Raw genomic sequence first — 22,591 nt, 5'->3', positions numbered from 1 at the left:
AATGTGTCTGCTGCAGAGGCTGCAACACGACTAAAATTACTTTGATGGATTACGAGGCATTCTTCACCGGCCATCTCGGACGCCTGCGCGACGAAGGACGGTATCGTGTTTTCGCCGAACTGGAGCGCATCGTGGGTGCCTTCCCGCGGGCACGCCTGCATTGCGAAGGCAAGCCGCCGCGCGACGTCACCGTCTGGTGCAGCAACGACTATCTCGCGATGGGCCAGCACCCCGCCGTCGTCGAGGCCATGCAGGCTGCGATCGGCGCGCAGGGATCGGGCGCTGGCGGCACGCGCAACATCTCCGGCACCAACACGCTGCACGCCGCGCTCGAGCGCGAACTGGCCTCCCTTCACAACAAGCAGGCGGCCCTCGTCTTCACGTCGGGCTATGTCGCCAACGAGACGACGCTGCAGACGCTCGGCGCCATGCTGCCGGGCTGCGAACTCTACTCCGACGCCTTCAACCACGCCTCGATGATCGCGGGCATCCGCCACTCCGGTGCCGTCCGCAAGATCTTCCAGCACAACGACGTGCGTCACCTCGAGGAGTTGCTGGCCGCGGCCGATCCCGCGACGCCCAAGATCGTGGCGTTCGAATCGGTCTACTCGATGGATGGCGACATCTCGCCGATCAACGAGATCTGCGACGTCGCCCATCGCTACGGTGCCCTCACCTATCTCGACGAAGTCCATGCCGTCGGCATGTACGGGGATGGGGGCGGCGGCGTTGCCGAACGCGACGGTGTGCTCGACAAGGTCGACGTCGTGCAAGCCACGCTCGCCAAGGCTTTCGGCGTCGTGGGCGGCTACATCGCCTCGACCGAGGCGACGATCGACTTCGTGCGCTCCTGCGGCTCCGGCTTCATTTTCACAACGTCGCTGCCGCCGGCCATTGCCGCTGCGGCACTTGCCAGCGTGCGCCTCGTGCGCAGCCAGCCGGAGTTGCGCGCCCGCCATCAGGAGCGCGCCACGACCCTGAAACGCCGCCTTGCCGCCGCCGGCCTGCCGGTGATGCCGTCGGTCACGCACATCGTGCCGGTGTTCGTGGGCGATGCCGCGCTCTGCAAGCAGGCGAGCGACCTGCTGATGGAGCGTCACGCAATCTACGTGCAGCCGATCAACTATCCGACGGTGCCGCGCGGCACCGAGCGGCTGCGCCTCACGCCGACGCCGCTGCACGGCGACGAGGATATGGCGCGTCTGGTCGATGCCCTTCAGGACGTCTGGCAGACCTTGGGCCTCACCTCGAAGGCTGCGGCGGAGTAGCGTCTACTCCACCGTCCGCATCGTCCAGAGACGCGAGCGGACCAGCACGATGCCGATCAGCACCAACATGGCCCCGGCCGGCAGCAGCATCGCCACCTTGAGGCCCCACACCGAACAGATCGTTCCCGTCAGGAAGGCGCCGATCGGGCCGCCGCCGCTCAACCCCAACTGGAAAAGCGACATCAGCCGGGCGCGATGCGTCGCCGGCGCCACGATCTGCACCACCGTCCGGCTCTGCGTCATGGTGATGCCGGCGCCGATGCCCCAGACGAAGTTCAGCGCCACGAAGACCGGGAACGGGGGCAGCGTCGCCATGGCGAACAGCACGCCCGCGCCGACCATCACCGCAACGCCGATCAGCCGGCCGCGCAGGGTGAAGCGCCGCGCCAGCCCGACCAACGCCATGCTGGCCACGATGGTCGCCGCCCAAAAGGCCAAGTTGACATAGGAAAGTTCGAGCGCGCCGCCCTGATAGTTGTCGCGCACGACCAGCGGCAGGACCGCCATGAACGGCCCGACGTAGAAAACGCCGACACCGAAGTTGAGCAACAGCACCGGCCAGATCTGATCCGATTTGGCCGCCGCCGATACCCCCTCGCCGACGCTCCGCCAGAAGCCGGCATGTGCGCCCGGCGGATGCGGCGGTGGATCGGGCAGTTTCTTCACGGCAAAGCAACCCACCAGCACCATGCCGGCATGCAGCAGCAGCAGGGGCACCGCGCCGAAACGGTCGGCCGACGAGGCGAAGCCGATGCCCAGGAGCTGACCGCCGAACTGGAGTGCCGTGGCCAGTGCAACAGCGCGCGGCAGCGCCCCTTTCGGCGCGACCACCGGCAGCAGCGCATCGCGCGTCGGGATGGCAAAAGCGCCGATCGCGCCCGCGGCAATGCCGTAGGCGATCAGCAGCGGATAGCTCAGCGCGCCCTCGCCGCCCGACCACAGCAACGCCGCCAGCGCCAGCGGCGGCGCGGCATAGAGCATGTGATAGAGCAGCAGCAGGCGGCGGGGATTGCCACGGTCGGCGACCAAGCCCCCCAGCGGCAGAAACAGCAGCGAGGGCGCCATGACGGCCGCCTGCGCGACGCCGACGGCAAAGGCGTCCATGCGCAGCACCACCGCGACCAGCCAGGGGAACAGCACCATCTGGATGCCGAGCGGCACGAACCAGGTGCCGAGGCCGGCGAGGTAGACAGGGAAGGCCGAAGACGCGTCGGGAGAAGGCGGTGGGCTCTTGGCTTGATCCAAGGCAAATCCATCTATATCTTATAGGCACTTAGTGCACATTGCTCATTCATTAGTCAAAGGCACATATTTCGTGTCGACCTTCAATCGTAACACCCTGGTCAAGGTTCTCGAGATCCTGGACAGCAGCCATGCCGAAGAGGCGTTGGCGGCCGCTAAACTCGCTTCGGCCATGGTGCGCGAAGCCGGTCTCACCTGGGATCAGGTAATCGACACGACCGTGCTTCCCCGTTCGGCGCCCACGCCGGCTCTACCGGAGGCACCTCCGCGTGCCGTCAGCGCCGGCCCCTTCGGCTATCGCCGCGAGCGCGATCTCTCGCCCCATGAACAGTTCTTCATGGTGCTGCTAAGCCCGCGCACGCCGGCCGACATCAAGCGGAAGCTCAGGAACTGGGAAGCGCGTGTCCTCGACGGCGAGATCACGCCGCAGGAAAGCCAGGACCTGCAGTTCATGTATCAGAGTTTCGTCGTCGCCTGAGCGACGCGGTTTTGTCGCTCCTGACAATCGTGGGTCAAGAGCAGCCGACAGCGCGCGACGTTCAGGCTGCCAGCAGGACGCTCTGCTCGCGCTCCAACACGCGCCTCACGGCCGGGCGCGCAAGCATGCGGTCCTTCCAGGCGGTGTAGTTCTTGAGCTCGCCAACGGGCAGGCCGATACGCTTGCCCCAGCCGTAGAAGACCAGCGCGTAGCCGTCGACGACCGAGAAGTCGTCGCCCAGGAACCAGGTCTTGCCAGCCAGCAGCCCGTCGATTTCCTTGAGGTTGGCGTGGAAGTTCTCCCGCCCCACCGCCTTCAGGTGATCGAACACGGCCGTATCGGTGGCGAAACGCTCGGGCCGGCCGATATGGGTGAAGTTCGGATGCACGCCGTTGGAGAACCAGGCCATCAGCGAGATCGCCCGCGCCCGCTGAACGGGATCCTTGGGCATGAGCTGCGGCGCATACTTGGCCGCGACATAGTCGAGGATCGCCGTGTTCTCGACGATCGTGCCCTCGTCCACCACCAGCGCCGGCACGCGGCCGCGCGGGTTCACTTTGAGATACTCCGGCGTCCGCTGCTCGCTCTTGGCGAAGCTCAAGGCCTGCGATTCGTAGGCGGCACCACTCTCTTCGAGGCCAATGTGCGACGCCGTCGAGCAGGCGCCCGGTGCGTAATAGAGCTTGAGCATGAGGGTCTCCCGAAGGCTTAGAGCGGCTTGGTGCTGCCGTTGGGCCGGACGCGATGCAGGAACTCGCGGCCGATCTTCACGCGCTTCTCGCCGTTGTATTCGACGATGTCGGCGGTCGCGTAGGTCTCGGTCCAGTTGGACGGCAGGAACGAGCCCGTGCCCACCACATCGATGGGCGCCTTGGCTTCGGCCATGACGCGGCACTTGGCCGGCCCGAAGCCCGAAGAGGCAACGATCTTCACGGCATTGAAGCCCGCACGATCGAGTTCGGCGCGCAGATGGAAAATCGCGGCGGCAGAAACACCCGTACCGACGAGGTAGCGCAACTCCTCTTCGCTCCTGTAGCCGCGAATCGATTCGGGCGAGAAGCGCTCCAGCACGGCGTAGGACGAAGCCGGATCGAGGCCCTCGACGTAACGGCCGCCCGTCGTGTCGAGCCGGAACGAGAGCATCCCCTTGGCAGCGAGCTCCGGGAACCGGCGGCAGACTTCGAGCGAGTCCGAGACCTCCTGCGCGAAGTAGTCGACCAGCACCGTCATCGGCTCGCCGGGAAACGTCTCGGCAAACATCTCTGCCGCCCGCAAGGTCGAACCGGCATAGCCGATCAATGCATGCGGCATGGTGCCGAGCCCCTGCTCGCGGCCGAAGAAGTGCGCCGTGGCGTGCGTGGCGTTCCCGATGAAGCCGACGGCGCCCACCTTGCGCTTGGCGCGGGCGGAGCCAACGGACGCGGCATAAGCCATCATCTCGGCCATCTCGCGGCCTGCGCAATGGCGTGCATCCATGGCGAGGAAGGCAGCCTTCGGCAGATCGGCGCACATGGTCCAGGCGTTGTAGGCCGCGACGCAGGACGGCCCCAGCTTCTGCAGGAAGATCGTCTCGAGATCGACGAGATGGAAGAAGGAGCCGGTGATGTACATCATCGGCTCGCCGGCGCCGACCCACTTGCCTTCGCCGTAGCGCAGGTCGAGTTCGACCTTGGTGTTGCGCTGCCGGCCGGTCTCCTCCAGCCACTCCAGCGCCAGCCGCGGCGCAAAGACCACCGGCCGGCGCATGAAGACGGCGTAGGTTACGCGGGCATCGCCAAAGCGGCCGATCACCTGCTTCGTGCGATTGAAATAGTGATCGGTATAACGCTCGATCTCGCCGTTGCTCGGCTGCGTCGTCATCGACTTCCCCCGGCTCGCCTACGCTGCCTTCTTGTTGCTCAGACGGCCGGACGCACCTTCGTCGCCGACAGGCGCTCGGCCTTGAGCTGCTCGGCCAGCAGAAATGCGAGTTCCAGCGCCTGGCTGGCGTTGAGCCTCGGGTCGCATTGCGTCTCGTAGCGCTCGTTGAGGTTATCGACCGTGATGTCGGTCGAGCCGCCGATGCACTCCGTCACTTCCTGGCCGGTCATCTCGAAATGCACGCCGCCGGGATGCGTACCCTCGGCGCGGTGCACCGCGAAGAAGGCTTTCACCTCGTTCAGGATGGCATCGAAGTGGCGGGTCTTCTTGCCGTTGGACGCCGTGACCGTGTTGCCGTGCATGGGATCGCACGACCACACCACCGAGCGCCCCTCGCGCTTCAGCGTGCGCACCAGGGCCGGCAGCTTGTCGCCCACCTTGTCGGCGCCCATGCGCGCGATGATGACGATGCGGCCCGCCTCGTTGCTCGGGTTCAGCGCATCGATCAGGCGCAGCAGGTCGTCGGTCGGCATCGTCGGGCCGGCCTTGAAGCCGATCGGGTTGCGAACGCCGCGCATGAACTCGACATGCGCGCCATCGGGCTGGCGCGTGCGATCGCCGATCCACAGCATATGGGCCGAGCAGTCGTACCAGTCGCCCGAGGTCGAATCGACGCGGGTCAGCGCCTCCTCGTACTGCAGCAGCAGCGCCTCGTGGCTGGTGAAGAAGTCGGTCTCCGCGATCTGCGGCGTCGTCGCCGAGGTGAGGCCGCAGGCGGCCATGAAGTTCAAGGTCTCGTCGAGACGGGCCGCAAGATCGTGGTAGCGCTCCGACGACGGCGAGTTGTGCACGAAGTCGAGGTTCCAGCGGTTGACCTCGTGCAGGTCGGCATAGCCGCCCTGGGCGAAGGCGCGCAGCAGGTTCAAGGTCGCGGCCGACTGGTTATAGGCCTGCACCATGCGCTCCGGATCGGGCAGGCGTGCGGCGGCCGTGAACTCGAAGCCGTTGACGTTGTCGCCGCGGTAGGATGGCAGCTCGACGTCGCCGATCTTCTCGACATTGGACGAGCGCGGCTTGGCGAACTGGCCGGCCATGCGACCGACCTTCACGACGGGCACGCCGGCGCCATAGGTCAGCACGACGGCCATCTGCAGCAGCACGCGGAACGTGTCGCGGATGTTGTTGGCGGTGAAGTCGGCAAAGCTCTCGGCGCAGTCGCCGCCCTGCAGCAGGAAGGCCTCGCCGTTGGCGACCTTGGCGAGAGCGCCCTTGAGCTTGCGCGCCTCGCCGGCAAAGACCAGCGGCGGATAGCGGCGCAGACGCGCCTCGGCATTCGCCAGGACGGCAGCATCGGGATAGACCGGCATCTGCAAGGCTGGCCTGCTGCGCCAACTGGTCAGCGACCAGTCGGCGGCACTCGAACTGCGGGACTGCGCTTTCGCGGCCACCTTGGATGGGCCCTGAATCGCGGTCATCGACTCCTCCTGAACCCGGCGACCAGGAACAAAGGGGGCCGCTTCGGGGGTGGTGAACCTATACGCGCTGTGGATAAAAGACCAGCCGGGCCGGAAGGCCCAAAAATCACTCTGCGGCTGCCCTTTCGGGAGTCGAATCGGCCCGTGCCGTGCGCATGGTGACGAATTCCTCGCCGGCCGTCGGATGGATGCCGACGGTGGCGTCGAACTGGGCCTTGGTGGCCCCAGCCTTCACAGCCACGGCCAGCCCCTGGATTAGCTCGGCGGCATCGTCGCCCACCATGTGGATGCCCACGACCTTGTCGGTCGCCGCCTCGACGATCAGCTTCATGAAGGTCCGCTGGTGCCGACCGGAGATCGTGTACTTCATCGGCCGGAAGGCGGCCGTAAAGACGCGCAACTCACCCAGTTGCAGTTTCGCCTGCTCCTCGGTCAGACCGACATTGGCAAGCTCGGGCTGGCAGAAGACGGCCGACGGTACGTCGCGATGATCGGCCTTGCGCGGCTTGTTGCCGAACTCGGTGTCGGCAAAGCAGTGCCCCTCCATGATGGCGACCGGCGTCAGGTTGATCCGGTCCGTGACGTCGCCCACGGCCCAGATATTCTCCGCGGTCGTCTTCGACCATTCGTCGACGGCGATGGCCCCCGCCTTGTCGAGCTGAACGCCCGCCTTTTCCAGCCCGAGGCCCGAGGTATTGGGCGCACGCCCCGTCGCGTACAGGACGCAATCGGTTTCGAACATGCCGCCATGCGGGGTGTGGATCTCGAAGGGACCGCTCTTGCCATCCGCGCCCTTCGCCACGATGCGGCCGATCTCCATCTCGGTGCGAAGCCGGATACCGCTGTCGCCCAACGCCTGGTGCACGAAAGTCCGGCATTCCTCGTCGAAGCCGCGCAGCACGCGATCGCGCCGCAACACCAGATCGACCTTCGCCCCCAGGCCGTTGAAGATGCCCGCGAACTCCACGGCGATGTAGCCGCCACCGACGATGGTGATGCGCCTGGGGAATTCGGCGAGGTGGAACGCTTCGTTCGAGGTTATGGCGTGTTCGCGGCCCGGAATCGGCGGGATCACGGGGTGGCCGCCGGTGGCGATCAGAATCTTGTCGGCAGTGATGGTCTCGTCGCCGACCTGAATCGTATGGCGATCCATCAGGCGGCCGCGCCCCATATGCAGCTTCACGCCGGCACCGTCGAGCAGCCGCAGGTAGACCGCGTTCAGGCGATCCACTTCCCTGTTCACATTGTCCCGCAAGGTCGGCCAGGAGTGCGTAGGCGCCGGCACCGTCCAGCCGAAGGCCTCGGCGTCCTCGAACTCGTGCGCGAACTTCGACCCGTAGACCAGAAGCTTCTTCGGCACGCAGCCGCGGATCACGCAGGTCCCGCCGACGCGGTAGTCTTCGCAGATTCCGACGCGCGCACCATGGCCCGCCGCAATGCGCGAAGCGCGCACGCCGCCCGAACCGGCACCGATGACGAAAAGATCGTAGTCGTAGGCCATGGGATATCCCCAGAGGAGAACAAAACCTCAACGCGGCCATAATTCGGTCGCGGGCCGGACTATATCGGGGCTCACAAGGCGCGGTAAGGAGACTTATGATTGTATAGATTGTCTCTGACACAACCTATAGGATAGATATGCTCAAGCTCATCCTTCTCGCCGCGGCCGTGCTCGGCCTGGCCGCCCCTGCTCTCGCCCAGCAATCCCGCAGCAACACCAGTGGCGTCATGCGTTACGACACCAACAAGGATGGTGCGGTCGACCGAGACGAGTGGAATGCGGGCCAGGAAGCCCGTTTCAAGCGGCTCGACACCAATAGCGACGGCAAGTTGAGCCAGGACGAACTCTTTGCCCGCACCCCGGCCGCCGGCAACAGCGTCCTGCCGAGCGACCGTCAGGCCAGCCGCCAGTCGAGCTACTTCCAGCGTCTCGACACGGACAAGGATGGTGTCGTGACGCTCGCGGAGTTCATGGCCCAGGGCGAGCGCAACTTCGTGCGCTGCGACCTCGACAAGAACGGCCGCATCGACTCCGCCGAGTGCCGCCAGGCGCTGCAGCGCAAATAGTCCCTCCGCCCCCAAAGGCCGCCGCAGCGGGCGATCGGGAGCGGAGGAATCAGGAGATCAGCTGCTTTCGGCGTGCATGACATCGCCGAACAGGTGCCAGGTCTCCCCCTGGAAGCGCTGAAGCTGGACGGCCTGGATCGGATAGAAATCCGTCGGGCTGGTACTGACGGTGATTCCTGGCAGCAGCAGCGGCACCTTGAGCTTCTGGTGATTGGCTGCCTGACGCATGACGTTCGCGCGCGTCAGGTTGTCACCGCACTTCTTCAGCGTCTCGTGCATCAGGAAGGAGACGGCATAGGCGAACACGTTCGACGCGTCGGTCACGTTGCCCTGTGGGTTGGACTTGGCCATCCAGGCCCGCCACGCCTTCATGTCGGCGTTGTCGTCCCACTGCTTGTCCGTGGGATCCATCAGATAGGCCGCGGTGATGATGCCCTGGCTGTTCTCGAAACCTGCCGGCTTCATGGTCGAAGCGACCGAGGCTGACACGTTGTTGAGGTACTGCGCCGGCTTCCAACCGATATCGGCGGCCTTGCGGATCGCCTGGGCGGCAAACTTCGGCGTCGAGATGTTGAAGAAGACGTTGGCGCCGGAGTCCTTCAGCTGAATCACCTGGCTGTCGACTGTCGGGTCCGTCACCTCATAGGTGACATGCTTGGACACCCTGTTGGCGTCCTTGCCCAGGCCTTCCTTGAAGCCTTCCCAGTAGTCCTTGCCGTAGTCGTCGTTCTGCATCAGCACGCCGATCTTCGGATCCTTCACATTCGCCAGAATGTGCTTGGCATAGATCACGCCTTCGGTGTGGTAATCGGGCTGGAAGCCCATCGTCCACGGAAACTCCTTCGGCTTGCCCCACTTCGACGCGCCGGTGGCGACGAAGAGCTGCGGCACCTTCTTCTGGTTCATGTACTTGTGGATCGCCGTATTGGTCGGCGTACCGAGCGTGTTGAAAGTGCAGAGCACCTTCTCCTGCTCGACCAGTTCGCGGATCATCTCGACGGTCTTGGAAGGATTGTAGCCGTCGTCGCGGGTGAGGAACCTGACCATGCGGCCATTGATGCCGCCCGCCTCGTTCACGCTCTTCCAATAAGCTTCGATCGTCTTGCCGATCACGCCATACGCCGAGGCCGGCCCGCTATAGGGGTTGGTGTGACCGATCCTGATCTCTTTGTCGGTCGCTCCCTCGTCGTACTTCTTCTGGGCAAACGCTACGCCTGACGCGGACAAGACAGCGGCGGTCGATACGCCGCTCAGGAAAGTACGCCTGCTGGTCTTCAACGTTGCCTCCTTGGTTTGACGCGCTTCAACTCCCCGATTTGTGTTTTATGCAGAACAGGGTTGCGCGAAATTTGAGGCTTGGAAAGCGAAAAACGCGCGAGCTGTTGAGACCATTTGGATGGTGCAGCGCACAAGAAGGGAGAAGGCCGTCGCTGGATATCGACGGCCCTTGCTCACTCCGACATCTGCGTTCAGGCACTCTCGGCGTGCAGCACGTCGCCGAATAGATCCCAGCTCGCGCCCTTGAAGCGGGCGAGCCGCATGGACTGGACGGGGTAGAAATCCGCAGGGCCGGTGTTGACGGTGATGCCCGGCAGCAGCAGCGGCACACGCAGTTTCTGATGACTGGCGGCCTGGCGCATCAGATTCGCGCGCGTGAGGTCGTCGCCGCACTTCTTCAGCGTCTCGTGCATCAGCGAGGTGACCGCATAGGCAAAGACGTAGTTGGCGTCGGCCTGAACGGCGCCCGGCATCCACCTGCTCATCCAGGCCCGCCATGCCGTCATCTCGGGATCGTCGTCCCACTGCGGATCGGTCGGGTCCTTGAGATACTGTGCGGTAATGGTGCCCTGCCCGTTCTCCAGCCCGGCAGGCTTCATCACGGTTCCCACCGACGCCGAGACGATGTTGAGGTAGTGAACGGGCTTCCAGCCGAGATCCGCCGCCTTGCGAATCGCCTGCGCGGCCGCCTTGGGTGTCGTGACGTTGAAGAAGACGTTGGCGCCGGAAGCCGCGAGCTGGATCATCTGGCTGTCGACCGTGGGATCGGCAACCTCGTAGGTCACGTGCTTCACGACCCTGCGGGCGGCATCGGCACCGAGGCCCTTCTTGAAGCCCTCCCAGTAGTCTTTGCCGTAGTCGTCGTTTTGCATCAGGACGGCAATGCGCGGGTCCACGACATTGGCCAGGATGTGGCGCGCATAGATCGCCCCTTCGGTGTGGTAGTCGGGCTGAAAGCCCATCGTCCAAGGGTATTCCTTGGGCTTGCCCCACTTCGATGCCGCGGAGGCGACGTAAAGCTGCGGCACCTTCTTCTGGTTCAGATATTTGTGGATCGCCGTGTTGCTGGGCGTTCCGAGCGTATCGAACAGGCAGAACACCTTCTCCTGTTCGACGAGCCGGCGCACGAGCTCCACGGTCTTGGCAGGCGAATAGCCGTCGTCGAGGGACATGAAACGGATCTTGCGACCGTTGATGCCGCCCGTATCGTTCACGCTCTTCCAATAGGCGTCGATGCACTTGCCGATGATACCGAGGGAAGAAGCCGGCCCACTGTACGGGCCGGTATGGCCGATCTTGATTTCCGTATCGCTGGCGCCGTCGTCGTATTTCTTCTGGCCGGCCGCCCCCGAAGCAAGAAGCAACGTCGCAGCGGATGCCCCGCCTACGAAACCACGCCTACGCATGCACATACCCCCGACAAAAACCGGGCGCGTGCTTGCCTGCCGAATGGGGCAAAAAAGAGAAGGCCGCCTTTCGGCGGCCTTCCCGGCATTTGTCTCTGTGCCTCTCAGGAACCTTCGGCCGACATGATGTCGCCGAACAGATCCCAGCTTTCGCCCTTGAAGCGGGCAAGCTGCACCGACTGGATCGGATAGAAATCCGTCGGGCTGGTGTTGATGGTGATGCCCGGCAGAAGCAGCGGCAGCTTGTACTTCTGGAAGTTAGCCGCCTGTCGCATGACGTTCTCGCGCGTCAGCTCGTTGCCGCACTTCTTCAGAGTCTCGTGCATCAGGCTGGCGACCGCGAAGCCGAACACGTGATTGGCGTCGGCCTTGTTGGAGCCCGGCATCCACTTGTCCATCCAGGCGATCCAGGCCTTGAAGTCGTCGGTGTTCTCCCACTGCTTGTCGGTCGGGTCCTTGAGATACTGCGCCGTGATGATGCCCTGGCTGTTGTCCAGGCCCGCGGGCTTCATCACCGAGCCGACCGACGCCGACACGTTGTTGAGATACTGTACCGGCTTCCAGCCGATATCGGCCGCCTTACGGATCGCCTGCGCGGCCGCCTTGGGCGTGGCGATGTTGAAGAAGACGTTGGCGCCGGAGTCCTTCAGCTGGATGATCTGGCTGTCGACCGTGGGATCGGTGACTTCGAAGGTCACGTGCTTCACGACCTTGTTGGCATCCTTGCCCAGGCCTTCTTTGAAGCCGTCCCAGTAATCCTTGCCGTAATCGTCGTTCTGCATCAGCACGCCGATCTTCGCATCCTTCACATTCGCCAGAATGTGCTTGGCATAGATCACGCCCTCGGTGTGGTAGTCGGGCTGGAAGCCCATCGTCCACGGGAATTCCTTGGGCTTGCCCCACTTCGATGCGCCAGTCGCCACATAGAGCTGCGGCACCTTCTTCTGGTTCATGTACTTGTGGATGGCGGTGTTGTTGGCCGTGCCGAGCGTATTGAAAAGGCACAGCACCTTTTCCTGCTCGACGAGCTGGCGGGTCAGTTCCACGATCTTCGCCGGATTGTAGCCGTCGTCGAGCGTCAGGAACTTGACCTTGCGGCCGTTGACGCCGCCTGCATCGTTCACGCTCTTCCAATAGGCTTCGAGCGTCTTGCCGATCTGTCCATAGGATGATGCGGGGCCGCTATAGGGGCCGGTGTGGCCGATCTTGATTTCCGTATCGCTCGCGCCATCGGAATACTTCTTCTGGGCGAATGCGGCTGTCGAGCCGGAGAACAACGCCAGTGCGGACGCACCACCTACAAAACCACGTCTACTCGTCTTCACGTTTACACCCTCCCTTTATTCATAGGCTAAGAATGATGTTCGCCCGAAATATGGGCGAATTAAAGAGGCATTAAGTGCGTGCGACGCTGCGGTCGATACAACCGGGCGTTCGTCTCATCTGCACACGATTCGGGCAGACCGCCCCTCTCCACTCGCTATGCGAGTGGAGACTCCGATTGCGCTTCGCCCTTACCGGGCGCCCCTGATCTTGCGCCAGGCGATGGCAACACCGCCCGCAATTCCCATCGGCATCAGGTAAATAATCGCGATCAGCAGAACGCCGAAAACGGTATAGGCCGAGAGGTCGAACGGCACCCCAAGATCGTTCTTCACGAACTGCGAGAGTGCCTGAGCGGAGTTGTCGACCAGCACGTAGAAGACGCCGCCGATCACCGAGCCGGTCAGTGAGCCGATGCCGCCCACCACCAGGCCGATCAGGAACTTGATCGACAGGAAGATGTTGAAGCTGTCGGGTGCGACGAAGGCGATGGCCGACGCCGAAAGCGCACCGGCGATGCCGGTATAGGCCGCGCTGATGCCGAAGGTGACGGTCTTGTAGAGGGCGGTGTCGATGCCCATCGTGTCGGCCGCCATGTACTGGTCGCGAATCGCCATCATGGCGCGTCCGCTGCGGCTGTTCAGCATGTTGGCGGCCGCCCAGAACAACACCACCATCACGATCAGGCAGAAATAGTAGAGCCACTGGTCTTCCGTCAGCGGCAGGCCGAACGGCACCTCGGGCTTCATCAGTACGATGCCCTGCACGCCGCCGGTCAGGCCCTCGAGCCACTTGTATTTCAGGATCTGCGGTACCGCCAAGGCGAGCGCGAAGGTCGCGAGCGCGAGGTAGTGGCCCTCGAGCTTCAGCGCCGGCAGACCGAACAGATAACCTACGATGAAACAGACGATCGCCGCTGCCGGGATCGTCGCCCAGTAGGGCACGCTCAACTGATCCATCAGAATGGCGGCGGTGTAGGCGCCCACCGCGTAGAAGGCGCCATGGCCCAGCGAGAACTGGCCGTTGAAGCCCGTCAGCAGGTTCAGCCCCAGCACCGCGATCGAGGCGATGATCATGGTGCTGACCAGGAACAGCCGATAGTCCGAGATCAAGTCAGGAAAGAACGGCTTCAGGAGCGGAACGACGAACGCCAAGACGACGATGCCGAGAACCCACTTTTTCGACGCGCTGGCCATACCTCAGACCCTCTTCACGACGACGCGGCCGAACAGGCCGGCGGGTTTCACGGTCAGGACAAAGATGACGATGATCAGGGCGACGGTGAGCTTCTCGCCGTTGCCGATGATGTAGATGCCGGTCGCTTTCTCGATCTGGTTGCCGGCGTAGGCCACCATGTTTTCGAGCACGCCGACGATAAACCCGCCCGCGACCGCGCCGGCAGGGTTCGAGATGCCTCCGACCAGGGCGCTGGCGAAAGCATAGAGCAGAATGCCGGCCATCATATTGGGATCGAGGTAAACGATGTGCGCCACCATGATGCCCGCGACCGCGCCGATCGAAGAGGCAAGTCCCCAGCCCAGCGCCAGCATCCAGTCGACGCGCACGCCAACCAGGCGCGCCATCTGTGGATTCTGCGCGGCTGCCCGCATCGCCAGCCCGAGCGGGGTGTAGCGGAAGAAGACGAACAGCAGGCCCAGCACGAGCAGCGTCACGACCACGACGCCCAACTGGTGCGGCCCGATCACGCCGGCGATGCCGAAGCTCGACTTCGGAAACGGCGAAGGAAATTCCTTGATCAGGTAGCTCCAGATGGCGCCCGCGACCGAATTGAAGATCGCCAGCAGGCCGATGAACACTACGATGATCGACAGCACCGGCGCGCTATGCAGCGGTCTCAGGATCAACCGTTCGATCAGTACGCCCATCACGAAGGAGAGCGCCACGGCCACGATGAAGGCCGCCCAGAAGCTCAGGCCCCAGGTCATGAGCTGCCAGCTCAGATAGGTCGAGAACATCGCCATCTCGCCCTGGGCGAAATTGATGTGGTCCGTCGACACGTAGATCATCACCAGCGCCAGGGCGACGCAGGCATAGATGGCACCGTTGGCCAGGCCCGAGGCGATCTGCTGGAGGAACTGTTCCATGGTCTGTGCCTCAGTAGCCGAGATAGGACTTGCGGACGTTCTCGTCGTTCTTCACGACGTCGGATGGACCGGACATCACGACCTTGCCGGTTTCGAGAACGTAGGCGTGGGTAGCCAGATCGAGCGCCAAGGCAGCATTCTGCTCGACCAGCAAGATGCTCACCTTCTCCTCCTCGTTGATGCGCCGCAGGATGCGAAAGATCTCCTGCACGATCAGCGGCGCCAGACCGAACGACGGTTCATCAAGCAGCATCAGGCGGGGCTTCAGCATCAGCGCGCGGGCAATCGCCAGCATTTGCTGCTCGCCGCCCGAGAGCGTTCCGGCCTGTTGCTGGATGCGCTCCTTGAGACGGGGGAAATAGGCAAAGACCCGCTCGAGCTCGTCCTTGACGGCCTGCTTGTCGCGCCGCGTATAGGCGGCGATCCGGAGATTCTCGTCGACAGTGAGCGTCGTGAAGGTGCCGCGGCCCTCGGGCACGTGGGCGATCCGCTGCCGCACGATTTCTTCGGTGGCCATACCGCGGATATTCTTGCCATCGAAGCGGATGGTGCCGTCGGTGCGTACCATGTTGCAGATGGCGCGGAGCGTCGTCGTCTTGCCGGCGCCGTTGGCCCCCAGCAGAGTGGTGATGCCGCCAGTCGGGATGTCGAACCCGACATCGTAGAGAGACTGGGTCTGGCCGTAGAAGGCTTTCAGCCCACTGACTTCGAGCAGTGCCGCCATTTACGCAGTCCCCAGATAGGCGCGGATCACTTCAGGATCGCGCTGCACCTCCGCCGGCGTGCCGTCGGCGATCTTCTTGCCGAAGTCGATGGCAACCACCTTGTCGGACACCGACATGACGAGGCTCATGTGATGCTCGACCAGCAGCACGGTGACGTGCTGGGTTTCGCGCACCCGCTTGATCTGCCCCTTCAAGACCTCGATCTCATCGTGGTTCAGCCCGGCGGCCGGCTCGTCCAGCAGCAGCAGCTTGGGGCTGGAAGCCAGCGCGCGCGCCAGTTCGACGCGCTTGCGGATCGGGAACGGCAGCGGCCCAGCCATCGCCATTGTAAAAGGCAGGAGGTCCATGAACTCGATCAGTTCCATGGCCCGTTTGGTGATGCGCTCCTCCTCGCCCTTGACCTTGGGCAGGCGCAGCGCGTTCTCGAAGAAGGAGGTTGAGCTGACGGAGTGGCAACCGACCTTCACGTTGTCGAGAACGGACATCCTGTCGAACAGCGCCACGTTCTGGAACGTACGGCCGATGCCGATATGAGGGATGTCGTGGCGCGGACGCTTCAGGATCGACTGGCCTTCGAACCGGACATCGCCACTGTGCGGCGTGTAGAGGCGACTGAGGCAGTTGAAGAGCGTCGTCTTCCCAGCCCCGTTGGGACCGATCAGACCGGCGATCTGGCCGGGAAAGACGTCGAAACTGACGCCGTCGAGGGCCACGATTCCCCCGAAGCGGACGGAAACGTCACGGACGCTCAAAAGCGCCGAGCCGCGAGATGAGGACGGTGCTGCCATAATTGTGCCGGTTTCGACTGTCGGCACAAATCGCATGCCAACATGTCGAAATAACCCTTGCCTCCCAAGTACTTGCGACCCTTCTTCGGAGTCATCTCAATACTTCACGATGGCGTATCCCAATGTGGGACGCAACTCAAATGGCGCGGCGCCATGCTTTCGGCGTGATTGCGCCGCAGGATGTCGCCGCTCTGCGGACATTGACAGCGAACGCATTGCAACCGATACGAAACCTCCCCTCCCAAAGCGGGTCTACCGCCGATGCATCGTCTTTTTCGTCCGTCGCTTTTCCTTCTCACTGCTACCTGCCTCACCGCTCCCGCAGTCGCCCAGCAGACACCGCCGCAGACGCCGCCTACTCAAGGCTGGCCCGCGAACAAGCCGCCGGCGGCCGCTCCCGCGACTCCTCCGGCAGCAGGCGCCACGCCTCCCGCAGCCGGCGCGCCCGCAGCTACCGCTCCTGCAGCACCGGGGCAGGCCGGTGCGACTCCGCCCGCGATTCCCCTGCCGCAGTGGTTCGTCGATATCGACGTCAACAAGAAGGGCGAGGTCACACGTGCGGACTTCCTGAAGTACCGCATGAAGTCGTTCGAGCAGCTCGACGCTAACAAGGACAACAAGCTGTCGCTCGAAGAGTTCCTGAAGGTCACCGAACCGCCGATGACCCCCGATGTGCCGAATCTGCCGCCGCTCGAGGAGCGTAAGACACGGGCACGGGCCGAATTCCAGAACCTCGACACCAACCGCGATGGTTTCGTCGAGCGTGGCGAAGCCGAGGCGCTGGTTCACTCGGAGTTCAACAACTACGATACCGACCGCGACAACAAGGTCACCGAGCCGGAAGTCCGCCTGATCGTCCAGCGCTCCTTGCAGCGCGAGGCCCAGGAGCGCCAACAGGCCGAAGCGCGCCGCCGCCAGGGTCTGATGACCTTGAACGAGTTCATCGATATGCAGATGCGTTCGGCCGACCAGCTCGACAAGAACAACGACGGCAAGGTCAACCAGCAGGAATACCTGGTGATGGCCGGCCCGGCCGATGGCCCGCAGGCCAAGAATCTCCTGCCCTTCGATCTGCGCAAGCAGATCGCGCTGCGCAAGTTCGCCGAGATCGACACCAACAAGGATGGCCAGCTTGACCGCGTCGAGCTCACCGCTTACGCGCTGAAGCAGTTCCTGGAGATCGACAGCAACAAGGATCGCTTCCTGAGCGAAGACGAATTCAAGAAGGCGCAGGAAGGTGAAGCGGCCAAGGTCCGGGCGCTCATCCAGACGCTGCAGCCGGCCCAGCCTGCACAGCCACGCCCGGCCCAACCGCGTGGTGGGCAGCCTGCTCCGGCGCCCGCTCCTGCGCCGGGCCTTGCGCCTGGCTTGCCGCAAGGCACGCGCTAACTTTTTCCGATCTACCGCCGTCTTCCCGCATCGCGGGAAGACGGAGAGTCATTCGACCGTGACGCTCTTGGCGAGATTGCGCGGCTGGTCGACGTCGGTGCCCTTGGCAACGGCCGTGTAATACGCCAGCAACTGCACCGGAACCGTGTAGAGGATCGGCGCCACCACGGGGTCGACCGTCGGCAGGGTCAGGGAAACTACGGCTTGGTTGCCGAGGCGCCCCACGCCTGCAGCATCGCTCAACAGGACCAGCTTGCCGCCCCGCGCCTTGGCCTGCTCGAAGTTCGACGCGGTCTTGTCGAAGATCGCGTCCGTAGGCGCCACCACGACCACCGGCACGGTCTCGTCGATCAACGCAATCGGGCCGTGCTTCATCTCGCCGGCCGCGTAGCCCTCGGCGTGGATGTAGGAAATCTCCTTCAGCTTCAGCGCCCCCTCCAGCGCGATCGGGAAGGACGAGCCGCGGCCGAGGTAGAGCACGTCGCGCGCCTCGGCGAGCACCGTCTCGGCGACGCGCCGGTACTCTTCCTCCATGTTCAAAGCCTGATTGACGTGTGCCGGCAGCTCGATCAGCGCCAGCGCCAGCCGCGCTTCGGCCTCGGGAGAGAGCGTCCCCCTGGCCCGGCCGGCGGCAATCGCCAGACAGAGCAGCACCGTGAGCTGCGTCGTCGTGGCCTTGGTCGAGGCGACGCTGATCTCCGGTCCGGCGAGCGTCGGCAGCACCAGATGCGATTCGCGGGCAATGGCGCTTTCCGGCACGTTCACCACGGAAAGGATCGTCTGCTTGTTCGCCTTGGCGTAGCGGATGGCGGCCAGGGTATCGACCGTCTCGCCCGACTGGGAAACGGCGATGCAGACCCCGCCCTCGGGCAGCGGCGGCTCGCGGTAGCGCAGTTCCGACGCGACCTCGACCTCGACCGACAGCCGGGCCAGACCCTCGAACCAGTATTTTGCGACCATGCAGGCATAGTAGGCCGTGCCGCAGGCCGTCATGGTGATGCGGCTCACTTTGTTCCAGTCGAACGGCAGCACCGGCAGGGTGACGGAGCGCGTGGCCGGATCGAGATAGGTCTGCAGGGTGTCGCCAATGACCGCAGGCTGTTCGTGGATCTCCTTCAGCATGAAGTGGCGATGGTTGCCCTTGCCGATCATCGCTCCGGAGATTCCGCTCTGGCGGACCTCGCGCTTCACTTCGAAGCCACCCTGATAGACGGTGCAGCCATCGGCGCGCAGCACGACCCAGTCGTCGTCCTCGAGGTAGCTCACCTGCCGCGTGAACGGCGCCAGCGCCAGCGCATCGGTGCCGACATACATCTCGCCGTCACCGTAGCCCACCGCCAGCGAGCTGCCGCGGCGGGCGCCCATCAGGATGTCGTGCCGGCCGCTGAACAGGATGGCGAGCGCAAAGGCGCCGCGCAGACGCTCCATCGCCTTGCCCATCGCCTGCTCCGGCGACATCTGCTTTTCGAGATAGGAGGTGATGAGCTGGGCGACGACCTCGGTGTCGGTGTCGCTGTCGAAGTGCCGGCCCTCGGCGACAAGCTCGCCCTTCAGCTCCTGAAAGTTCTCGATGATGCCGTTATGGACAACGGCGACCCGATCGGTGGCGATGGGATGGGCATTGCGCTCCGACGGCTTGCCATGCGTCGCCCAGCGCGTGTGGCCGATGCCGATGGTCCCGGGCAGCGGTTCTGACGCCAGCCGGGCTTCGAGGTTGACCAGCTTGCCCTCCGCCCGACGACGGTCGATGTGGCCGTTCACCAGGGTGGCGACACCCGACGAATCGTAGCCGCGATATTCGAGCCGCTTGAGCGCGTCGACGAGCAGAGGCGTGACGGGCGCTTTGCCGATAATGCCGATGATGCCGCACATGGGAAGGGGGTCCGGGCTGAGGAGTGGCTATTTCTTCTTGCCGCGCTTGGCCGCCGCCGCGCGAGCTTTGAGTTTCGCACGAAGCGGCGCCGCCCGCCCCTCCTTTGTCACTTGGCGGGCTCGCCCGAAGGCCAGCGCCCCCTCGGGAACATCCTCGGTCACGACGCTGCCAGCCGACACATTAGCCCCCTTGCCAATACGGACCGGCGCCACAAGAGAACTGTTGGAGCCGATGAAAACATCGTCCGCTATGACGGTGCGCCATTTACCGAAGCCATCGTAGTTCACGGCGATGGTTCCCGCCCCGATATTGCTCGCAGCGCCAATGTCGGCATCGCCAAGATAGGCCAAGTGGTTGGCCTTGGCGCCGCGCCCCATGCGCGTGGCCTTGAGCTCGACGAAGTTGCCGATGTGAGCATCCTCGGCCACCTCCGAGCCCGGCCGGATGCGCGTGAAAGGCCCGACGATGGCGCCGCGCCCGATGCGCGCCCCTTCGATGTCGCAGAAAGCCTTGATTTCGACGTCGGCCGCAATCTCGACGCCCGGACCGAAGCGCACGTTGGGGCCGATGACGATGTCGTTTGCAAACTTGGTATCAGCCGATAACCAGACAGTGTCAGGATCGATCATCGTCACGCCACCCATCATCGCCGCAGCGCGCAGGCGCTGCTGGAGGGCCCGCTCGGCGACTGCCAGCTCGGCCCGCGAGTTGATCCCCTGGAACTCCGCTTCCTCCCCCTCGACGGCGATGGCCTTGTGGCTGGCGGCACGTGCCAGCGCGACCGCGTCCGTGAGGTAGAATTCGCGCTTCGCATTCTTGTTCTTGATGCCTGCCAGCAGGCCGGCGATCAGGCGCCCGTCCAGGCACATCACGCCGGAATTGCAGAAATCGACGGTCCGCTCGATCTCGTCCGCATCCTTGCTCTCGACGATCTTCTCCAGCATGCCGCGTTGGACGATCAGCCGGCCATAAGGCGACGGATCGCCGGCGACGAAGCCCAGCACGCCCACGGCCGCGCGCTCCTTGGCGCAGGCAGACAGCAGCCGTTTCAACGAGGCCGACGTCACGAGCGGTGCATCGCCGAACACGACGAGGACGGGGCCGGTATGGCCACGCAGCGCACCGAGGGCGGCTTTGGCCGCATCGCCGGTGCCTAGCGGCTTCTTCTGCACCACGGTCGCATGCGGCGCGAAGGCCGCCATCACGTCGCGGGCACCAGGAGCAACGACCCCCACAATGCGTGCTGGCTTCAGAGCCATCACATTGGCCAGCACGTGCCGCAGCATCGGCCGGTTGGCCAGCGGATGCAGGACCTTCGGCAGAGCCGACTTCATGCGCGTGCCGGCTCCGGCGGCCAACACGACCACAGCGATAGGCGATTTCATGCCCCGTCCGATGCCATGCGGCTGGCAGCCGGGCAAGGCGGATGTGCTAGAGGAGTCTGCATGGATACCGACAAGCTCATCGCCGCCCGTTTCGATACCGTCCTCTACGACCTCGACGGCACCCTGATCGACAGCGCCAAGGACATGGAACTGGCCGTCAGCCACGTCCTGGCCGACCACGGCCTGCCGCCGGTTTCGGAGGAAGATGTACGGATATTCATGGGCCAGGGCAGCAAGGTCACCATGGGCAAGGCCTTCGCCAAGTACGGCAAGGTGCTGGACGATGCGGCGCTGAGCGCCGTGACGCGCGAGTTCGTGCGCTATTACGAGGCCGACCCGATCAGCAATACGACTGCGTTTGCTGGCGTCGCGGAAGTCGTGGCCCACTTCGCCGGGCAGAGACTGAAGCAGGGTGTCTGCACCAACAAGTTCGAGAAGCCCTCGCGCATGATCCTGGAGCACCTGAAGCTGATGCCGCCGATCAGCGACGTAGCCGGCGCCGACAGCTTCCCGGTCCGCAAGCCCGACCCGCGACACATCCTGATGCTGCTGGAGCGTATGGGCTGCGATCCCAAACGCGCCGTGATGATCGGCGATTCGATCCACGATGCCGAGGCCGCGCGCGGCGCAGGCCTGCCGGCGGTGCTGGTGAGCTGGGGCTACACGGCCCGCCCTGCCAGCGAACTCGGCGCCGATGCCGTCATCGACCGCTTCGATGCCTTGCCCGCCGCACTGGGCCGACTCGCGGCAGGGAGCCGTTGACGATTCGGTCAACAGGCCCTATACGCCCCCCTTCCCGGGCGCTTAGCTCAGCGGGAGAGCACACCCTTCACACGGGTGGGGTCGTAGGTTCAATCCCTACAGCGCCCACCATGGTTTCATAGGGCTCCGAGGCACTGGCTTCGGGGCCCTAGTTCCAGGTTCTGCAGCCGACCGATCCATGACCAACGCCCTGTCGCTCCGAGTCGGTGATCGCCTTCCGGATTTCGTGCTGCCCGGACTCGACGGCAAGCTGCGCAAGTTCGTCTGGTCCTTCACCGGCGACCCTGTAGTCCTGCTGGCCGTCGCCGATCTCGGCTTGATCGATGCGGAACCCTTCGCGGCGCTACGCGCTGCGTGCACGGCCGCGGCGTCACGACTGGTCGTGGTCTCTGCCAGCCAGACACCGGCGGCGGCCGCCGCCTGGAAGAAGTTCGGCGCCGAGCCGGAAAACCCGCTGCTGCTGCTCGATCAAAAGGGCCAGTTCCTGCCTGCCCTGCTTTCTCAGGGCGGCGCCGTCTCCTTTGGCCAAGGCATGGGGCTACGCCAGCGTACGATCGTCCTCGATCCCAACCAGCGCGTCGCCGGCACCTTCGACACGCGTGTGCTCGCGGCAACCACCGAAGCCATCGGGACCCTGGCCGATTCCGTGCGCGCCAACGCCGGTTCGGACGTGCGGCTCAACACCGCCATGGCGCCGGTGCTGGTCCTGCCGCGTGTCTTCGAGCCGGATTTCTGCACCCAGCTCATCCGCCTGTGGAACAAGGGCGATCGCCAGGATGGGGGCGTTTCCAGCCGCTACGGCACCGTCAACATGACCGAGCTGAAGCGCACCGAAGACTATATGATCGTCGAGCCGATGATGCAGAAGGCCGTTTCCGACCGGTTGGCCTACCGCATCGGTCCCGAACTCACCAAGGTCTTCGCCTTCGACCAGCAGTTTACCTTCGATGCCCACGTCGTCCTGTCGTACAGCGCCGAAGGCGAGCACTTCTTCGGCGCCCATCGCGACAATGGCGCACCGACCACGGCCGACCGCGCCTTTGCCGTTTCGTTGAACCTCAACGACGATTTCGAGGGCGGCGAACTCGTGTTTCCCGAGTATGCCGGCGTGCGCGTCAGCCCACCCGCCGGGGCCGCCGCTGTCTTTCCCTGCTCGCTCCTGCACAA

20 protein-coding genes and 1 tRNA gene are annotated in these 22,591 nt (G+C 64.3%); 7 read left to right on the top strand and 14 right to left on the bottom strand.

Annotated elements, in window-relative coordinates:
- Positions 1–44: 44 nt before the first annotated feature.
- Positions 45–1,268 carry a 5-aminolevulinate synthase gene (hemA, locus tag BN60_RS06630; protein WP_020695225.1) on the top strand — a complete coding sequence of 408 codons (1,224 nt, stop codon included), beginning with the start codon at positions 45–47 and terminating at the stop codon, positions 1,266–1,268.
- A gap of 3 nt (positions 1,269–1,271) precedes the next feature.
- On the opposite strand, the gene BN60_RS06625 is transcribed toward hemA, so the two are convergent.
- Complete coding sequence (locus BN60_RS06625; protein WP_020695224.1) at positions 1,272–2,513, bottom strand: MFS transporter; 1,242 nt, start codon at positions 2,511–2,513, stop codon at positions 1,272–1,274.
- Between the two features lie 70 nt (positions 2,514–2,583).
- On the opposite strand from BN60_RS06625, the gene BN60_RS06620 reads away from it, so the two are divergent.
- Positions 2,584–2,988, top strand: coding sequence for a hypothetical protein (locus tag BN60_RS06620; RefSeq protein WP_020695223.1), 405 nt, complete (start codon positions 2,584–2,586; stop codon positions 2,986–2,988).
- Positions 2,989–3,049: 61 nt separating this feature from the next.
- On the opposite strand, the gene BN60_RS06615 is transcribed toward BN60_RS06620, so the two are convergent.
- From BN60_RS06615 to gor, 4 genes are all read right to left on the bottom strand, one after another.
- Entirely contained in the window at positions 3,050–3,679 is a 630-nt protein-coding gene (locus BN60_RS06615) for a glutathione S-transferase family protein (RefSeq protein WP_020695222.1), read from the bottom strand.
- A gap of 17 nt (positions 3,680–3,696) precedes the next feature.
- The gene (locus BN60_RS06610; protein ID WP_020695221.1) at positions 3,697–4,848 is read right to left on the bottom strand and encodes a nicotinate phosphoribosyltransferase; all 1,152 of its coding nucleotides are present in this window, start codon (positions 4,846–4,848) and stop codon (positions 3,697–3,699) included.
- A gap of 38 nt (positions 4,849–4,886) precedes the next feature.
- The gene (locus BN60_RS06605) at positions 4,887–6,323 is read right to left on the bottom strand and encodes a class II 3-deoxy-7-phosphoheptulonate synthase (RefSeq protein ID WP_020695220.1); all 1,437 of its coding nucleotides are present in this window, start codon (positions 6,321–6,323) and stop codon (positions 4,887–4,889) included.
- A gap of 106 nt (positions 6,324–6,429) precedes the next feature.
- The gene (gene gor, locus BN60_RS06600) at positions 6,430–7,824 is read right to left on the bottom strand and encodes a glutathione-disulfide reductase (protein ID WP_020695219.1); all 1,395 of its coding nucleotides are present in this window, start codon (positions 7,822–7,824) and stop codon (positions 6,430–6,432) included.
- Positions 7,825–7,961: 137 nt separating this feature from the next.
- On the opposite strand from gor, the gene BN60_RS06595 reads away from it, so the two are divergent.
- On the top strand, positions 7,962–8,390 hold the full coding sequence (locus BN60_RS06595) for an EF-hand domain-containing protein (RefSeq protein WP_020695218.1): 429 nt from the start codon (positions 7,962–7,964) through the stop codon (positions 8,388–8,390).
- Positions 8,391–8,447: 57 nt separating this feature from the next.
- Here BN60_RS06595 and BN60_RS06590 read toward each other — a convergent pair whose 3' ends face one another.
- From BN60_RS06590 to BN60_RS06560, 7 genes are all read right to left on the bottom strand, one after another.
- On the bottom strand, positions 8,448–9,668 hold the full coding sequence (locus tag BN60_RS06590) for an ABC transporter substrate-binding protein (RefSeq protein ID WP_020695217.1): 1,221 nt from the start codon (positions 9,666–9,668) through the stop codon (positions 8,448–8,450).
- Positions 9,669–9,859: 191 nt separating this feature from the next.
- Positions 9,860–11,080: an ABC transporter substrate-binding protein gene (locus tag BN60_RS06585; RefSeq protein WP_083855983.1), complete on the bottom strand. Its 1,221-nt coding sequence runs from the start codon at positions 11,078–11,080 to the stop codon at positions 9,860–9,862.
- Between the two features lie 98 nt (positions 11,081–11,178).
- The gene (locus tag BN60_RS06580; protein WP_043283687.1) at positions 11,179–12,399 is read right to left on the bottom strand and encodes an ABC transporter substrate-binding protein; all 1,221 of its coding nucleotides are present in this window, start codon (positions 12,397–12,399) and stop codon (positions 11,179–11,181) included.
- A gap of 189 nt (positions 12,400–12,588) precedes the next feature.
- Positions 12,589–13,593, bottom strand: a complete 1,005-nt coding sequence (locus BN60_RS06575) for a branched-chain amino acid ABC transporter permease (protein ID WP_020695214.1) — start codon at positions 13,591–13,593, stop codon at positions 12,589–12,591.
- 3 nt (positions 13,594–13,596) lie between these two features.
- On the bottom strand, positions 13,597–14,502 hold the full coding sequence (locus BN60_RS06570; RefSeq protein WP_020695213.1) for a branched-chain amino acid ABC transporter permease: 906 nt from the start codon (positions 14,500–14,502) through the stop codon (positions 13,597–13,599).
- Between the two features lie 10 nt (positions 14,503–14,512).
- Positions 14,513–15,226, bottom strand: coding sequence for an ABC transporter ATP-binding protein (locus BN60_RS06565; protein WP_020695212.1), 714 nt, complete (start codon positions 15,224–15,226; stop codon positions 14,513–14,515).
- Complete coding sequence (locus BN60_RS06560; RefSeq protein WP_043284964.1) at positions 15,227–16,015, bottom strand: ABC transporter ATP-binding protein; 789 nt, start codon at positions 16,013–16,015, stop codon at positions 15,227–15,229.
- 261 nt (positions 16,016–16,276) lie between these two features.
- Between BN60_RS06560 and BN60_RS06555 the strand changes: the two genes are divergently transcribed.
- On the top strand, positions 16,277–17,404 hold the full coding sequence (locus BN60_RS06555; RefSeq protein ID WP_020695210.1) for an EF-hand domain-containing protein: 1,128 nt from the start codon (positions 16,277–16,279) through the stop codon (positions 17,402–17,404).
- 48 nt (positions 17,405–17,452) lie between these two features.
- On the opposite strand, the gene glmS is transcribed toward BN60_RS06555, so the two are convergent.
- Together glmS and glmU are read right to left on the bottom strand one after the other, a co-directional pair.
- A complete protein-coding gene (gene glmS / locus BN60_RS06550; protein WP_020695209.1) occupies positions 17,453–19,276 on the bottom strand; it encodes a glutamine--fructose-6-phosphate transaminase (isomerizing) in 1,824 nt (607 codons plus the stop codon).
- 27 nt (positions 19,277–19,303) lie between these two features.
- A complete protein-coding gene (gene glmU / locus BN60_RS06545; RefSeq protein WP_020695208.1) occupies positions 19,304–20,662 on the bottom strand; it encodes a bifunctional UDP-N-acetylglucosamine diphosphorylase/glucosamine-1-phosphate N-acetyltransferase GlmU in 1,359 nt (452 codons plus the stop codon).
- 60 nt (positions 20,663–20,722) lie between these two features.
- Here glmU and BN60_RS06540 point away from each other — a divergent pair, with 60 nt between their 5' ends.
- From BN60_RS06540 to BN60_RS28630, 3 genes are all read left to right on the top strand, one after another.
- The gene (locus BN60_RS06540) at positions 20,723–21,424 is read left to right on the top strand and encodes an HAD-IA family hydrolase (protein ID WP_020695207.1); all 702 of its coding nucleotides are present in this window, start codon (positions 20,723–20,725) and stop codon (positions 21,422–21,424) included.
- 36 nt (positions 21,425–21,460) lie between these two features.
- A tRNA-Val gene (locus BN60_RS06535) sits at positions 21,461–21,535 on the top strand.
- Positions 21,536–21,602: 67 nt separating this feature from the next.
- Positions 21,603–22,591 (top strand): 2OG-Fe(II) oxygenase (locus BN60_RS28630; protein ID WP_020695206.1); only part of this gene is annotated, 989 nt, incomplete at its 3' end.

Origin of the sequence: Reyranella massiliensis 521, from assembly GCF_000312425.1 — a bacterium.
GTDB classification, from domain to species: Bacteria; Pseudomonadota; Alphaproteobacteria; order Reyranellales; family Reyranellaceae; genus Reyranella; species Reyranella massiliensis.
This window is presented reverse-complemented; position numbering and strand designations above follow the sequence as displayed.

Coding starts and splice junctions, on each gene's coding strand:
- hemA (WP_020695225.1), top strand. CDS start 45: ATGGATTACGAGGCATTCTTCACCGGCCATCTCGGACGCCTGCGCGAC.
- BN60_RS06615 (WP_020695222.1), bottom strand. CDS start 3,679: ATGCTCAAGCTCTATTACGCACCGGGCGCCTGCTCGACGGCGTCGCAC.
- BN60_RS06610 (WP_020695221.1), bottom strand. CDS start 4,848: ATGACGACGCAGCCGAGCAACGGCGAGATCGAGCGTTATACCGATCAC.
- BN60_RS06605 (WP_020695220.1), bottom strand. CDS start 6,323: ATGACCGCGATTCAGGGCCCATCCAAGGTGGCCGCGAAAGCGCAGTCC.
- gor (WP_020695219.1), bottom strand. CDS start 7,824: ATGGCCTACGACTACGATCTTTTCGTCATCGGTGCCGGTTCGGGCGGC.
- BN60_RS06595 (WP_020695218.1), top strand. CDS start 7,962: ATGCTCAAGCTCATCCTTCTCGCCGCGGCCGTGCTCGGCCTGGCCGCC.
- BN60_RS06585 (WP_083855983.1), bottom strand. CDS start 11,080: ATGTGCATGCGTAGGCGTGGTTTCGTAGGCGGGGCATCCGCTGCGACG.
- BN60_RS06575 (WP_020695214.1), bottom strand. CDS start 13,593: ATGGCCAGCGCGTCGAAAAAGTGGGTTCTCGGCATCGTCGTCTTGGCG.
- BN60_RS06570 (WP_020695213.1), bottom strand. CDS start 14,502: ATGGAACAGTTCCTCCAGCAGATCGCCTCGGGCCTGGCCAACGGTGCC.
- BN60_RS06565 (WP_020695212.1), bottom strand. CDS start 15,226: ATGGCGGCACTGCTCGAAGTCAGTGGGCTGAAAGCCTTCTACGGCCAG.
- BN60_RS06560 (WP_043284964.1), bottom strand. CDS start 16,015: ATGGCAGCACCGTCCTCATCTCGCGGCTCGGCGCTTTTGAGCGTCCGT.
- BN60_RS06555 (WP_020695210.1), top strand. CDS start 16,277: ATGCATCGTCTTTTTCGTCCGTCGCTTTTCCTTCTCACTGCTACCTGC.
- glmS (WP_020695209.1), bottom strand. CDS start 19,276: ATGTGCGGCATCATCGGCATTATCGGCAAAGCGCCCGTCACGCCTCTG.
- glmU (WP_020695208.1), bottom strand. CDS start 20,662: ATGAAATCGCCTATCGCTGTGGTCGTGTTGGCCGCCGGAGCCGGCACG.
- BN60_RS06540 (WP_020695207.1), top strand. CDS start 20,723: ATGGATACCGACAAGCTCATCGCCGCCCGTTTCGATACCGTCCTCTAC.